Consider the following 12,971-nt stretch of genomic DNA (forward strand, 5'->3'; position numbering starts at 1 on the left):
TCGACGTATCCGAGCAGTTGATGTTGTACCGAGATGGGATAATTGCTCCCGACACGCAATATCTCCGCGCATTTCGGGCGCACTGCGGTCGATCGCCTCACCTATCAAGCGACGAATCGCATCACAGCCACGTTCCCCATCCGACTCCAGATTGTTCGTGAGGAACGAATCGGAATCGAAAAATCAGCGCAAAGCGATTCTTAACAACGCGTTTGCGCAACTTACCGCGGATGCATTTCGTACGGCGGATCAGCGCAAGCGCAATCCGACATCTCTCGACAACGTCGTTGCGGCGCGTTACCGCTCGCGCGTCATCGGCGACGCTTTGCGCGGAGCCGTCTGCTGCCCCGTGCTGCGCGCGACGCGAGCCGCCACTCTTCGAGATGAAGCCAAAGTGCTTCCGCGACCGGTCCGTGCGCATGCTGCCGATGGCGGATTGCCGCCAAATGTTCCTCGCGGCCCGGAAAATTCGGTCCCGCGATGCTGATCAGTCGGCCATCCCTGAGCTCATCCTCGATCAGCCACGCAGGCAGATGGCCCCAGGCGAGACGATACAGGATCAGCTCCTTCTTCATCATCTGGTCCGGCACGCTGCACTGATGGGCGCCGTCGATCAGGAAGAAATTTTCCGACGACGGTCGCCGCGCCGTGTCACGGATCACGCACTGCGTGAAGGGGCGCATCTGCTCCGGCGTGATCCGCTTCGTCCACGCGAATGGCAGAAACCCGGGAGCGACAACCGGCACCATGGCCGTGGTTGAGAGTTCGATCTGCTCGAAGCGCGGATCGGACGGGTCCGCGCGATGAAACACGAGGTCGGCGTTATCATCGATCAAGCGCTCGAGCGGTCCCCCGACCGCCTCATATGCCAAATGCAGGCGCGTGTTGGGATATTTGGCAAAGAACCCCGAGAGCATTTGCAGGACGGGCGGCCGTGGGCAGAGGTCACCGATGACGACACGCAGGACAACCTCTTCCCCGCTGACAAGCTGTGCCGCATAGGTCTGCAGCAGATCGAGTTCGCGCAGCGCCAGCCGCGCGCGCTCGTGAAACGTCCGCCCTGCGTCCGTCAGCCCGACGCGGTACCCGCTGCGGTCGAACAGCGTGAGGCCGAGCTGCTGTTCGAGGCGCGCGACCGCCGCGAACACTGACGGGTGCGAGCGGTTCAGGGCGGCGCCCGCAGCCTGAAAGCTTCCCTTGGCCGCGACCGCGTCGAAGCAGCGCAAGTCGTGGAGCTTGATCCGGTCCATTGTCCACAAATCCTACAGAGACTGATCGATCTTAGTAATTTTATCTGCCGAGCGCGAGCCCTAGCCTGGCCGCGGGATTCCTCCAGCAGAAGGGACTGACGAAATGAGCGGCGATCGACACTTCACGACGGGGGACGGCTGCCGGATTGCGTACCGTATCGACGGTCCTGATGATCGGTCGGTGCTCGCGCTGTCGAACTCGATCGCCACCAATCTGCACATGTGGGACCGCTCAGTGCCGGCGCTTGGCCGGTCGTTTCGCCTGCTCCGCTACGACACCCGCGGTCACGGCGGTTCAGACGCGCCCGTGGGCGCCTATTCGATGGATCGGCTCGGTCGCGACGTGGTCGAACTGCTCGACGCCCTCGGGATCGATCGCGCACATTTCCTCGGCCTGTCGCTCGGCGGGTTCATTGGGCAGTGGCTTGGTGTCTTCGCGCCTGAACGCATCGATCGCCTGATCCTCTCGAACACCGCGTCCTATCTTGCGTCGGAGCTGCCGTTCGACGACCAGATCCGCGCGGTCCTGGCGACCAGGGATATGGACGCAATCGCTGAAGGCTTCATGCGCAACTGGTTTCCCGCGACGATGCTGGCTGCTCCGAACGCGATTGTCGACGAATTCCGCAGCATGGTGCTCACCACTCCGCCGCGCGGCCTCGCCGGATGTTACGCGGCACTGCGCGATGTCGATCTTCGCCGCGCCATCTCGCTGATTGCGGCGCCGACGCTGGTCATCGGCGGCGAGAGCGACACCGTCACGCGGGCCAGTCACAGCGAGGCAATCGCAGCGGCGATCCCCGATGCAAAGCTCATTCTGCTGCCCGGCGTTCACATCCTCAATGTCGAGCAGGCGGATCGATTCAACGATGAAGTCGCGAATTTTCTGCGCTCCGCACCGTAAGCGTTCTCGATACGACTCCATTTTGTTCGCAAAGAACGAATCGGAATCGGGCAAATCGGGGCGACGCAAATCTTAACAACGCGTTTGCAGTGTCGACGCCAATCGACTTTGTAGGGCGGATTAGCGCAAGCGTAATCCGCCATCGGTCCGCAACACCGGAGCGGCGGGTTACGCTTTGCTAACCCGTCCTACGCATCGTCCGGCCTCATACGCAAGCTCCGGCCGCAGCGTGCGCATCTTCTCCGCAAGCCTGTGGCTTGAGGTCTCCTCCGCATGCGCGAGCCGGTTGACGAGCGCGACGTAGTCCGCATCGCTCTTGTGCTGGTTGAGCTTCGACTGGCCCTCGATCCCGTCGACAACGATATCGATCACCCTGATCCCCGCCAGCATCTGATCGCGCTTGCCGGGCTCCATCTGCGTGAGGTCCCACGGCTGCTTCGGCAGCCGCGCCTCGGACACCGCGAGCAGCGCGTCGCCGTGGCCGCGGTTCTCCCCGTGATCGCGCATATGCGCAACGCCGGACAAATGCACCGCCTCGTAGAGCCAGGTGGAGACGTTATCGCGCGAGACGTACCAGTCGTTCGAGATGTAGGCGTCGTCACCGGAGACGATCAATAGGAAACGCCTGACGCCGTCGGCGAGCTCGACCAACGGGTTTTTCGCGGTGAGATGGACCTGCACGATCACGCGATCGTCGCGCCGCGCGATCACGAACGGCACATGAGATGCCCGCGGGCCGCGCGCATCGGCGGCGACGATGGCGCCGAAGCCGCGCGCCGCCGCAAAGGCCAGCGCGTGGTCGTCCTCGATGCGGAATTGGGGACGGAGGATGTGCATGGCGGCGGCGCTCGCGGCTGGAGGGAGACGACCCAGCGAAGCTAGCGCAACTTTTGCCGGAGATCACCGCCATGCACAGTCCGGCTCAGCAGATCATGGCATTGTCGCCGTGATCGCAGACGCCGCCCGGCTGATCCCGGGGCAGCGTTTCGAACTCGCCGTAGCGCGGCACGGTCATGCGCGGCGGGCCGCCGCCCCAGCGGCCGACGGCCGCGGCATGTCCCTTCACAAACGCGGATGGGCCGGCCGGGACTTCGCGCGCCATGGCCGATGTCGTCAGCATGCCGAGGGCGAGCAAGCCCGCGGCGACGTGTTTGATCGTGGTCATCGAGCGTCTCCTGCTGGATTCAACAGGATGGGACCATGTCGCCGGCCTGCTGAAGCGTTTTCGCTAGAACCATGACGGGCGGCGCCACCCGATTATTCCGCGACAACGCAGCGAATTTGCCTGTGCTGCGGCTCGGTTCGACACATTCGATTGATCGGAGCGTGACCGCCGGGACCGGAGGCCCGGGCGACCGCAGCCGAGTTGGCCTGCGCGCAAGTCAAATCCGGTTGCGAGAGCTGCGACAAAACAACCCGACGGGCAACTCAGCCAATCGCGTCAAGCCCGCGCTTAAGAAAATATTCCGTTTGGCATTTCGCGAGAATGCAGATGTATGACTCTCAAGCGGCACCAACACCCAGTGTCGTCCCGGCGAAGGCCGGGACGACGAATGGAGAGGAACGCGCGCCCGCCTCCATCACCGTATGCCGGCTGCAAGGGCAAAACCTTTGCGCTGGGACGACAGAGCTGATGCAGCTTAACAATGCGCAAAGCCACGATGCGCCGTTGAATTGGCCGCAACGGACAGGTTACGCTGTCGCCAATCACGCTCTCGCGCTGGAAGGATCACCATGAACGGCAATCGATATTACGGCGTTCGCGTCGAGGGCGCGAAATACGGCGTGGGGTTCGGCTCGGCACTGGCGATTGCGATCTCGTACACCAAGAACCACTCGATCCTGTGGGCGATCATCCACGGTATCCTGGGCTGGCTCTACGTGATCTACGCCGCGCTGTTCGGGTGATGCGGACGACATGACCGTCATCTCGATCCAGTCACAGGTCGCCTGGGGCCATGTCGGCAACAGCGCGGCGACCTTTCCGATCCAGCTGCACGGCATCGACGTCGTCGCCGTGCCGACCACGCTGCTCAGCAACCGGCCGGGCTATCCGACCATCCGCGGGCGGGTGCTCGATGTGCAGCTGGTCGCCGACCTCCTGCGCGGCATAGAGGAGCGCGGCGCGATCGAAAGCGCCCGGATGATCCTGTCGGGCTATCTCGGCTCGGCCGACATCGCGATTGAGGTCGCCGACTTCGTCGCCCGCGCGAAAGCGAAAAACCCGGCCCTGCTCTATTGCTGCGATCCCGTGCTCGGCGATCGCGACCGCGGCATGTTCGTGCGATCGGACATCCCGCCGCTGGTGCGCGACCAGCTCTGTCCGCTGGCCGACATCATCACGCCCAACCATTTCGAGTTTGAATTCCTCTGCGGCGCGCGCGTGACGACGACCGATGACGTCATTGCGCAAGCCCACGCGCTGATGGCGCGGGGGCCTGCGACCATCGTCGTCACCAGCGCCGAGCTTGCCGGCACGCCCGACAGTGAGATCGAGACGCTGGCGATCGAGCACACGGGAGCGTGGCACGTGCGCACCCCGCGCGTGCCGATCAGCCCGTCCGGCACCGGCGACCTGTTCGCCGCGCTGTTCGTCGCCGCCCGCGGGCGCGGCCTGGCGACACCGGAGGCGCTCAGCCACGCCGCCTCAGGCATCCACGGCGTGCTGGTGCGCACGGCGGAGCGAGTAACCGAGGAAATGCGCATTGTCGAAAGCGCCGCGGTGATGCTTGATCCGAAGCCGAGCTTCGCGGCGGTCGCCATCCCTGCATCCTGACATCCGGGACACGTTCATGATCGACATCACCACCCTCCTCACCTACGCCGCCGTCGTGCTCGGCCTGTTCCTGATCCCGGGGCCAGCCGTGCTGCTTGTGCTCGCGCGTTCGGTCACCGGCGGGCCGCGCGTCGGCGTCGCGACCGGGTTCGGCATCGCGCTCGGCGACCTCGTCCACACCGCAATGGCGACGTTCGGCCTGTCGGCCGTGCTGATGACCTCGGCGCTCGCGTTCTCGATCGTCAAATATGCCGGCGTGATCTACCTGATCGTGCTCGGCGTCCGCGCTCTGTTCGAGAAGAATGACGACCTGCATTTGCCGGCGGCGCAGCCGGTCGATCCGCGGCGCGCGTTCCGGCAGGCGATCTGGGCAGAGATGCTCAACCCGAAGACCGCGCTGTTCTTCCTCGCCTTCCTGCCGCAGTTCGTCCATCCCGGCCACGGCTCCGCCGTCGCGCAGTTCGCGACCCTCGGCCTGATCTTCGTCGCAATGAGCGCAGCCTACACCTCGCTGCTCGCGCTCGCCGCCGGTCAGATCAGCCCGTGGATCCGGCGGCATCGCCGCATCGGCCAGTGGCAGGGCCGCGTGGTCGGCACGATCTACATCGCGCTCGGCATCCGCCTCGCCTTTCAGGAGCGCTGATGTCTCCGCTCAAGCCGCAAGCCACATATGACGACTTCGCCCGCCTCGACATCAGGATCGGCAAGGTGGTCGAGGTGCAGCCGTTTCCGCGCGCCCGCAACCCGTCCCTGAAGGTCGGCGTCGATGTCGGCGCCGGGCGGATCATGTGGTCGAGCGCGCAGATCACGAATTATGAGCCGGCGGCGCTGATCGGCTCGCTGGTCGTCTGCGTCTGCAATCTCGGGCCGAAGAACATTGCCGGTTTCACCTCGGAACTGCTGATCCTGGGCGCCAAGGATGCCGACGGCCAGGTCATCGTGCTCGGCCCGCGCAGCGAGGTTGCGATTGGCGAGCCGATCTTCTGACGGCCCGACCCGATCACGGCGGCGTGATTCAAATCGTCTGGATTCCCCGTAGTTTACCGATGGGGGATCACCCGGATTCTAAGTGCCCGCGCGCGCTGCTATTCCAGCGCACGAGAATCGCTTCGGCATGGGAATCGGAAGATGTCCGCAGTTTACTTTCACTGCTCCGACGACAAGCACGTCATCCTGGATCGCATCGGCGCTGCGATGGATTTTTCGGAGGTCCGCGTGCATGCGGAGCAGCTGGCGCGCAGCTTTGTCATGACACCGAGTGTGGAGGACTGGCGCAACTGGGCGGTCCACGTCACCGACGATATCGGGACCGAGATCTTCGAGCTGCCGTTCACCGCCGTCCTCGGCGAATTGCACTGAGGGCATGCCATGAATTCGATGGAACTCGCCCTGCGGCCCGTGCGGCGTCACCTCACCCGCCTCGCTCAGCGCTGCGTCGCGCTGATCGAGGGCGTCATCCACCCCTATCGCCCCGAGCTGTATTACATGCGCGGGCCGGGTCCGAAATGCCGCGCCAGGCGGCAGGCCACGCTGCGCGACTAGTCCGAGGGTTTGAGCGACGAGAAAAGGCCGATGGGCGTTACGCCACCGGCCTTCTCCTGCGGCTGCCGGTTCCCGGAGTCCGGTTCCGCCGCAATTCCACCTGATCCCAAGCTTGCGACGACAGTTTTAATCAAATCTTAACGGCATGGCGGTGAGCTGGATGACAGGACTCCTTCGCCGTGCCGCGCGTGTAGTCGTTCGTCGTGCTGGATGCGTTGCACATCGTTTTTGCGCCGATCGCCCGACGATTGTGCGCGATGCATCTTAGGGAACGCACGACTCAGTGTTACCCTGTGATGCAAACCGAAACGGAGAACTTCGGATGCCGTACTACACCTTCGATCTCGTGGTGGGGGACGAGTTCCGGAATCAAGGAACGATCATCCTCGAAGACATCAGCCTTGCCTCCGATCGCGCCGATCAGCTCGCCAACGAGCTGTCGCAGGTCAAGCCGGAGTTGAAGGCACGCGGCTGCGCCGTGCGCGTCACTGACATCGACCGGCGCGAGCTCTACCGGACGCCGCTCGACCCCGTGCCGCACTGGCGCAGGGCCGGCTAGCGCCGGCAGGCTTTAGACTCTGTTGACCGCGCCCGTCCGCGCGCGGTCTTGATCTTGCTGCGTGCGGGGCGGCCGGTGTTGCCGCCTCGGCAAGACCAGTCGGCGCGTGGTCCGATCACTTCTTCATGTTCAACCGGCCGATGAAGTCACGTTTGCCGAGCGGCGCACCCTTGTGGCGGAGGATGTCGTAGGCGGTGGTCGAGTGGAAGAAGAAGTTCGGCAGCGAGAACGACATCAGGAATCCTTCAGCCGTGAACGGCATCGACCGCTCGCCGAGCTTGAACATCACTTCGCGCCCGAGCAACGCGTTGACTGCATCCGGCGTCAGGGCCGACAATTCGCTGAGCGCGTCCTTCACCAGCGCCTGCAGTGCGGCGTAATCCAGATCGGGCTTGCCGGACGGCGGGACGAACACGCCGTTCTTCGCAGCCTCCATCGCGCCGCGGGAGTGGTGCGCGAGCGAGACCACCTGAAAGCGGAACGGCAACATGTCCGGAAACAACCGGGTCTCGACGATGTCGGCCGGATCGATGCCGTTCTGCTTGAAATGCGCGAGGCTCTTGTCGAGAAAGCCCGAGGTGGCGCCGAGGATCTGCAGATAGTTGGCAACGGTCGCGTCGTACAGTGAAAAGGCCATGGCGAATTCCCCCATTAAGAAAATTTGTCTGATGCTTGCCGGAACAGAGTTCCCGGAATTTCCGGCGAAGGCAAGCGGCCGTGGGGATTCGCAAGTCGAATGGTCCAGCGCCGAGCGCCGGATCATCCGGATCATTCGGTCAGGCATCGCGGGCTCGGCGCGGTCAGCTCTGATGCGGTCCGCGCATCATCTTCATGGCGTCCTCGATATGGCGCCACTCGCGGGCCTCTTCGGTCTCGCCCTTGCTCTCGCAGGCGATGGCGTTCTGCGCCGCCTCGGCAATCGCCTGCAGGCCGTGCTTCTCCAGCATCTGCCGCGCGATGGTGTGGATCTGCATCTCGGCAATCATGGCGCTCTCCTCGGCTGTCTGACGCCGCAGGGACAGGCGTGACCGCGCCTCCCGCGGGCTGACTTCAAAACGGCCGAACGCCGCGTCTGGTTCCAGCATCCTGGCCGGCGCAACGGAATCAACCGTTTCCACGCGCCGCGGCGGCGGATACAGAGAGGCGGACCCCGCTCCTTCCCGAGTTGCCGTGACCATGGCGCAGAACATCTACGACGACCCCGGCTTCTTCGCCGGCTACAGCCAGTTGCCGCGGCAGGTCCGCGGACTGCTCGGCGCGCCCGAATGGCCCGCCATCCGTGCCATGCTGCCCGACATCACCGGCAAGCGCGTGGTCGATCTCGGCTGCGGCTTCGGCTGGGTGTCGCGCTGGATGCGCGAGCAAGGCGCCTCCGGCGTGCTCGGCGTCGACCTCTCGCAGAACATGATCGCGCGCGCCACGGCGATGACGCAGGATCCGGCTATCACCTACGAGATCGCCGACCTCGAAACGCTGGAGCTGCCGAAGGCCTCCTTCGATCTCGCCTACAGCGCCCTCACCTTCCACTACATCAGGGACTTCGATCGCCTAGCGCGGATGCTGTATCGCACCCTCGTTCCGGACGGGTATCTGGTCTTCACCATCGAGCATCCGATCTACATGGCGGCCGCCCATCCCGACTGGGGACAGGATCAGGACGGCCGCAAGACCTGGCCGGTCAACCGCTACTTCGTCGAAGGCGAACGCCGGACCGACTGGTATGTGAAAGGCGTGCTGAAATATCACCGCACCGTCGGCACCACGCTCAATGCGTTGATCGGCGCCGGCTTCACGCTTCGCCATGTCGAGGAATTCTCCCCGACGCGGGAGCAGATCAAGGCTGTGCCCGAACTGGCCGACGAACTGGAACGGCCGATGATGATCCTGGTGTCAGCGCAGCGCTAGCGCATGATCCGGAAAAGTGTGAAGCGGTTTTCCGGAAAGATCATGCGCAAACAGAGAACATCACGCCGCGAGCAGCTTGTCGAATTCCTCGGGCGGGTATGATTTTCCGTCCTTGTCGGTGATCACCACCTGCCATCCCTCGCTCGCCCAGACCTTGGCCTTGGCGATAATGATGAAGGTGCTCTCCCGCTCGATCCTGACCGTTTCGTTCTCGCGTTCTGCGATCATCTTGTAGGCCAATGCTTGTCCCTCGCCGACGTCATCCGTTCGGCGGTGTGTTGGCAGCGGCGTTGGGCCGCAATTCGCCGGGAGCATGACAATTTGGTGGAAGCACAGGCGCCAGATACGGCAGAGCGCAACGTGCGGTCGCGGCTAGCTCAACTTGCCCATCAAGGTCGGCATATCCAGCATGTGCCGCGTCTTGCCGCTGATGGCTCAGGCCCACCCGGTGAACGCACTCAGCGCACATGTCTCAAAGAAAAACCCCGCCTCGGTGGGACGCCAAGGCGGGGAAGGTTCGTTGGGTTGAAATCCACGCGCCTGGAAAAGGAGAGCGCGGGAAGTAGCGGCATCAATTCTATTTGTTGCCAGCGTTCGGACAACAGGATTAAAGCGCGTGCAACGCCGGGACTTTTTCCCGATCCGTTCGGCAAAAAATCCCGAACCTGACTTGCGACACCGCTCACTGCACAACGTCGAGCCGGACATTCGCGACGCCCTTGCCGATCATGCCGAGCGACTGTGCGGCGGAATACGAGACGTCGACGATGCGCCCGGGAACGTAGGGCCCGCGGTCGTTGACACGCACGGTGACCGAGCGGCCGGTCTTGACGTCGGTGACGCGCAGCTTGGTGCCGAACGGCAATGTCGGATGCGCGGCGGTCAGTTCGTGCGCGTTGAACTTCTCGCCGCTCGCGGTCTCCTGCCCTTCGCTGTAGAAGCTCGCGACGCCCTGCGACGCTATCCTGGTCTCGCCGCCTTTGCGCGAGGCGTATGGCGTGTGCTTGCGCGCCGTTGCGACATGTGTGCGCATCGCCGATGACGCAGCCCGCGTCGGCTCGGCCGATGCTGGCCGGCTCGCGAGCGCCTGCGAGCGCTGGCTGACGACGGAGGACTGCGCACAGGCCGCAAGCGACGCGGCGCCGATCACGATGGCGCAGAGCCGCAGCGGCTTTCGCGCACGAGCCAATGCAATTGCGGGCGCAACACCGCGCGCGCTGCGTTTGACGTCGACGTACGAAATGACTGCATCGTCGCGTGACATGTTGCATCCCCAACTCGCGCCCCAGCCCAAGCCGAAAATCCAACACCCGCATGGCCGAATCCAATCGGGGCGGAACGGTGGCGGAACGCGGTCGGACGGGCCGCAGGCGACCCGATTTCCCCTCGGCTGTGGTGGATGCGCCACACAACCAGGGAGATTCACTCGGACATGCGACCCCGGAGCTTCCCCAGGCGCGCAGGTCGGCGACCGCCCCCCGGCTCCCAGCGTCGGTTCCCGAAACTCCCCAACCTCTCCACCCTCTCGCCTTGCTTTGGTCAAACCGGACTGGAGTCGTGGGGCCAGGGCCAGGGGTCGATACAGAACTCAAATTGCCGGCCGCCCATTTGCGGTTGACCTTGGACTGAAACGGGGACCGCCATGCAATCGACACTGAAAGACGCAGATCCGCACGATATTTTCGCAATCGAACCTAGCTTCACCGCAACCCGCCCGGACAATGCCGCCGCCGCGCCGGCACCCGCCGCCAAGGGAGCGGCGGGGCAACGCGAGCCCTGGTTCGGCCCGAGCCTTGCGCCCTCGTCCACGCCACCGGTCGCGCCTGCCGCCTCGGTGCTGCCGGTGACGCCGATACCGGTGACGGCGCCGCCGGCCGCGCCGGAGTACAGCGCCGCAAGCCATGACGGCAGGCTGGACGACATCAGACTTGAACGCGCGCCGCGTCCGACCAGCAAATGGGCGATCCGCGCCTTCTGGTTCGTGTTCGCGATCGCCGGCGCCATGGGCACCGCGGCGTGGCAACACTACGGGCATCGCGTCAAGCAGGTGGTGGCCGAATACGTGCCTCAGGTCGAGGCCCTGACGTCGCTGCTGCCAGGCAAGGCCACTCCCGCTCCCGACCAGGCGAGCCCGCCCGCGCAGGCGGCTGCCGCCGATCAGCCGGCCGAAGCTGCTCCGGCGGCCGCGCCACAGGACGTCGCTGCAGCGCAGCCAGCGGCGACCGCAGCACCCGTTGCAGCGGCGGCACCGGTTGCCCCGGCAGCACCAGCTGACCAAACGCAGCTGTTGCAGTCGATGGCGCGCGATCTCGCGTCGATGGGACAGCAGATCGAGCAGCTCAAGACCAGCATCGATCAGCTGAAGGCGAGCCAGGATCAGTTGACTCAGCGGGTCGCAAGGACGACCGAGACCAGGGCCGTCGAACCACGGCCGGTCGCGCCGCGCCCGCGTGCCGCGATCACGCCGCCGCCTGCGGCGCCACGCACAGCTGTTGCTTCACCGCCGGTGCGCCGGTCGTACCCGCCGGCGCAGGCCTACATCCCGCCGCCACCACCGGCATCAGCAGCACCGCTACCGGCGCCCGTTGCAGCCTCACCGCAGACGGTAGCACCGCGGCCGGTTCAGCCGCAGCAGCCGTCCTCTGTTGTCGATGCTGATGATAACGGCCCCGTGGTTCGGCCGCCGATGCCGTTGCGCTAACGGGACTCAAAAAGTAGGGCGGATTAGCGCAAGCGTAATCCGCCGCCGCTGCCTCGACTGATGGCGGAATACGCGGGAGCCTGTCATCGGGCCGCGCTTCGCGCGGATCCGGTGGGCTAATCCGCCCTACGGTTCACGGCTTTACGCGCTCTGTCCCGGGGGCAGCACGACCACGGTCGCGCCCGGCTTGACGTGCTGGTAGAGATCGATGACGTCGGCATTGTTCATGCGGATACAGCCCGACGAGATCGCCTGCCCGATATATTCGGGCTGGTTGGTGCCGTGGATACGGTAGAGCGTGTCCTTGTTGCCCTGATAGAGGTAGATGCCCCGGGCACCGAGCGGATTGGCCGGTCCGCCGGCGACACGCTTCGGATACGGTCCGAGCCGCTCCTGGATATCCTGGGTCGGAACCCAATCGGGCCACTCCGCCATCCGACCGACGGTGGCCACACCGGAAAAGGCCATCGCCTCCTCGCCGACGGCGACGCCGTAACGGATCGCCTTGCCGCCGGGCAGCACGTAGTAGAGGTAGCGCGCGTCGGTATCGACCAGGATCGAACCCGGCTGCTCCTTCCGCGTGTAATCGACAATGTGGCGCTGGAACTGATCCGGAATCTTGGCCTCCGCATAGGGCGGATGCGCCAGCAATTGCCGATCGCGCGGCGTCATCGCGGCATCCGTCACCGGCGACAGCGTCGCCTGCATGCAGCCGCCAAGTGCGAGCGAACCCATCAGCACCGCAGCAAGCCCCAACTTCGACACGATCATTCTCCCCTGCGTCAAGTTGTGGCACTTGCTGCCGAAATCGTGCTGAAATCGTGGCAGCGCAGATTGGAACACGGCTGTTTGATCGGTTCCCTCGGGAAGTGTGTCCTTCTGGTTGCAGTCGGTTCCCGCGGACGCTAGCCTTGCGGCAAAATCTCTAAAACATCGGGAGGAATTCGATGCGCTACGCTCTGCTGATCGGCGGCCTGATCGTCGCAGCAACACCGGCCCACGCCGATCCGCGCGCGGCCTATGTCACGATGGTGCTGCAGGCCTTTGCCGCCAAGGTCGAGTGCCCCGGCACCGATCTCGTCTATCAGGACCTCGTGCAGCGCGCGCAGGACATGCACCTGCCCGACGGCACCACCGAGCAGGTGCGCAAGGCGATCGCCTACATGCACACCGGCGGCAAGATGGGCGAGAAGCAGGCCGACGACCTGATGACCGAAGTCGCGATCGCGACCCAGACCACCGACCTCGACCAGCGCCGCGCCGGCAGCATGACGACCTGGTGCCAGGACCAGAAGACGCGGCTGGCGGGCTACATCCGGACGAAGGAGTAGATT

At 64.7% G+C, this 12,971-nt stretch carries 19 protein-coding genes; 11 read left to right on the forward strand and 8 right to left on the reverse strand.

The genetic code is table 11. From position 1 onward, the window contains the following. Positions 1–311 precede the first annotated feature (311 nt). Positions 312–1,250, reverse strand: a complete 939-nt coding sequence (locus tag AC066Y_RS16640; protein ID WP_478274826.1) for a LysR family transcriptional regulator — start codon at positions 1,248–1,250, stop codon at positions 312–314. A 103-nt stretch (positions 1,251–1,353) separates the two neighbouring features. Between AC066Y_RS16640 and AC066Y_RS16645 the strand changes: the two genes are divergently transcribed. Beyond that, entirely contained in the window at positions 1,354–2,154 is an 801-nt protein-coding gene (locus AC066Y_RS16645; protein WP_478274827.1) for an alpha/beta fold hydrolase, read from the forward strand. Between the two features lie 168 nt (positions 2,155–2,322). Here the strand turns inward: AC066Y_RS16645 and AC066Y_RS16650 are convergent, their stop codons facing one another. Continuing rightward, positions 2,323–2,991, reverse strand: a complete 669-nt coding sequence (locus tag AC066Y_RS16650; protein ID WP_478274828.1) for an FMN-binding negative transcriptional regulator — start codon at positions 2,989–2,991, stop codon at positions 2,323–2,325. A gap of 85 nt (positions 2,992–3,076) precedes the next feature. Then, positions 3,077–3,319 (reverse strand): hypothetical protein, encoded by a 243-nt coding sequence (locus AC066Y_RS16655; RefSeq protein WP_478274829.1) that lies wholly within the window; start codon positions 3,317–3,319, stop codon positions 3,077–3,079. Positions 3,320–3,888: 569 nt separating this feature from the next. Here AC066Y_RS16655 and AC066Y_RS16660 point away from each other — a divergent pair. The 7 genes from AC066Y_RS16660 to AC066Y_RS16690 all read left to right on the forward strand — a co-directional run bounded on the left by AC066Y_RS16660 (position 3,889) and on the right by AC066Y_RS16690 (position 7,031). Beyond that, entirely contained in the window at positions 3,889–4,062 is a 174-nt protein-coding gene (locus tag AC066Y_RS16660) for a hypothetical protein (RefSeq protein ID WP_016840760.1), read from the forward strand. A 10-nt stretch (positions 4,063–4,072) separates the two neighbouring features. Beyond that, positions 4,073–4,930 (forward strand): pyridoxal kinase PdxY, encoded by an 858-nt coding sequence (gene pdxY / locus AC066Y_RS16665; protein ID WP_478274830.1) that lies wholly within the window; start codon positions 4,073–4,075, stop codon positions 4,928–4,930. 16 nt (positions 4,931–4,946) lie between these two features. Further along, positions 4,947–5,573 carry a LysE family translocator gene (locus AC066Y_RS16670; RefSeq protein WP_092113636.1) on the forward strand — a complete coding sequence of 209 codons (627 nt, stop codon included), beginning with the start codon at positions 4,947–4,949 and terminating at the stop codon, positions 5,571–5,573. After that, the gene (locus tag AC066Y_RS16675) at positions 5,573–5,917 is read left to right on the forward strand and encodes a tRNA-binding protein (RefSeq protein ID WP_478274831.1); all 345 of its coding nucleotides are present in this window, start codon (positions 5,573–5,575) and stop codon (positions 5,915–5,917) included. Before AC066Y_RS16670 ends, AC066Y_RS16675 begins: the two co-directional genes overlap by 1 nt. A 141-nt stretch (positions 5,918–6,058) precedes the next feature. Further along, the gene (locus AC066Y_RS16680; protein WP_092113631.1) at positions 6,059–6,289 is read left to right on the forward strand and encodes a DUF6894 family protein; all 231 of its coding nucleotides are present in this window, start codon (positions 6,059–6,061) and stop codon (positions 6,287–6,289) included. Positions 6,290–6,298: 9 nt separating this feature from the next. Continuing rightward, positions 6,299–6,472, forward strand: a complete 174-nt coding sequence (locus tag AC066Y_RS16685; RefSeq protein WP_478274832.1) for a hypothetical protein — start codon at positions 6,299–6,301, stop codon at positions 6,470–6,472. A gap of 322 nt (positions 6,473–6,794) precedes the next feature. Beyond that, positions 6,795–7,031 carry a hypothetical protein gene (locus tag AC066Y_RS16690; RefSeq protein ID WP_092113629.1) on the forward strand — a complete coding sequence of 79 codons (237 nt, stop codon included), beginning with the start codon at positions 6,795–6,797 and terminating at the stop codon, positions 7,029–7,031. A gap of 115 nt (positions 7,032–7,146) precedes the next feature. On the opposite strand, the gene AC066Y_RS16695 is transcribed toward AC066Y_RS16690, so the two are convergent. Both AC066Y_RS16695 and AC066Y_RS16700 read right to left on the reverse strand, forming a co-directional pair. Then, positions 7,147–7,668 carry a DUF1993 domain-containing protein gene (locus tag AC066Y_RS16695; RefSeq protein WP_478274833.1) on the reverse strand — a complete coding sequence of 174 codons (522 nt, stop codon included), beginning with the start codon at positions 7,666–7,668 and terminating at the stop codon, positions 7,147–7,149. Between the two features lie 163 nt (positions 7,669–7,831). Next, on the reverse strand, positions 7,832–8,017 hold the full coding sequence (locus AC066Y_RS16700) for a hypothetical protein (protein WP_092125583.1): 186 nt from the start codon (positions 8,015–8,017) through the stop codon (positions 7,832–7,834). A gap of 190 nt (positions 8,018–8,207) precedes the next feature. On the opposite strand from AC066Y_RS16700, the gene AC066Y_RS16705 reads away from it, so the two are divergent. Then, a complete protein-coding gene (locus AC066Y_RS16705) occupies positions 8,208–8,936 on the forward strand; it encodes a class I SAM-dependent methyltransferase (protein ID WP_478274924.1) in 729 nt (242 codons plus the stop codon). A 60-nt stretch (positions 8,937–8,996) separates the two neighbouring features. On the opposite strand, the gene AC066Y_RS16710 is transcribed toward AC066Y_RS16705, so the two are convergent. Next, positions 8,997–9,176 carry a hypothetical protein gene (locus AC066Y_RS16710; RefSeq protein WP_092113623.1) on the reverse strand — a complete coding sequence of 60 codons (180 nt, stop codon included), beginning with the start codon at positions 9,174–9,176 and terminating at the stop codon, positions 8,997–8,999. Positions 9,177–9,618: 442 nt separating this feature from the next. Further along, positions 9,619–10,200 carry a septal ring lytic transglycosylase RlpA family protein gene (locus AC066Y_RS16715; RefSeq protein WP_478274834.1) on the reverse strand — a complete coding sequence of 194 codons (582 nt, stop codon included), beginning with the start codon at positions 10,198–10,200 and terminating at the stop codon, positions 9,619–9,621. Positions 10,201–10,578: 378 nt separating this feature from the next. Here AC066Y_RS16715 and AC066Y_RS16720 point away from each other — a divergent pair, with 378 nt between their 5' ends. Further along, positions 10,579–11,637: a hypothetical protein gene (locus tag AC066Y_RS16720; RefSeq protein WP_478274835.1), complete on the forward strand. Its 1,059-nt coding sequence runs from the start codon at positions 10,579–10,581 to the stop codon at positions 11,635–11,637. Positions 11,638–11,778: 141 nt separating this feature from the next. Here the strand turns inward: AC066Y_RS16720 and AC066Y_RS16725 are convergent, their stop codons facing one another. Beyond that, a complete protein-coding gene (locus tag AC066Y_RS16725) occupies positions 11,779–12,408 on the reverse strand; it encodes a L,D-transpeptidase (RefSeq protein ID WP_456757018.1) in 630 nt (209 codons plus the stop codon). 176 nt (positions 12,409–12,584) lie between these two features. Here AC066Y_RS16725 and AC066Y_RS16730 point away from each other — a divergent pair, with 176 nt between their 5' ends. After that, positions 12,585–12,968, forward strand: a complete 384-nt coding sequence (locus AC066Y_RS16730; protein ID WP_456757019.1) for a hypothetical protein — start codon at positions 12,585–12,587, stop codon at positions 12,966–12,968. The last annotated feature ends 3 nt before the right edge of the window (positions 12,969–12,971 follow it).

Source organism: Bradyrhizobium sp. USDA3010 (genome assembly GCF_056429065.1).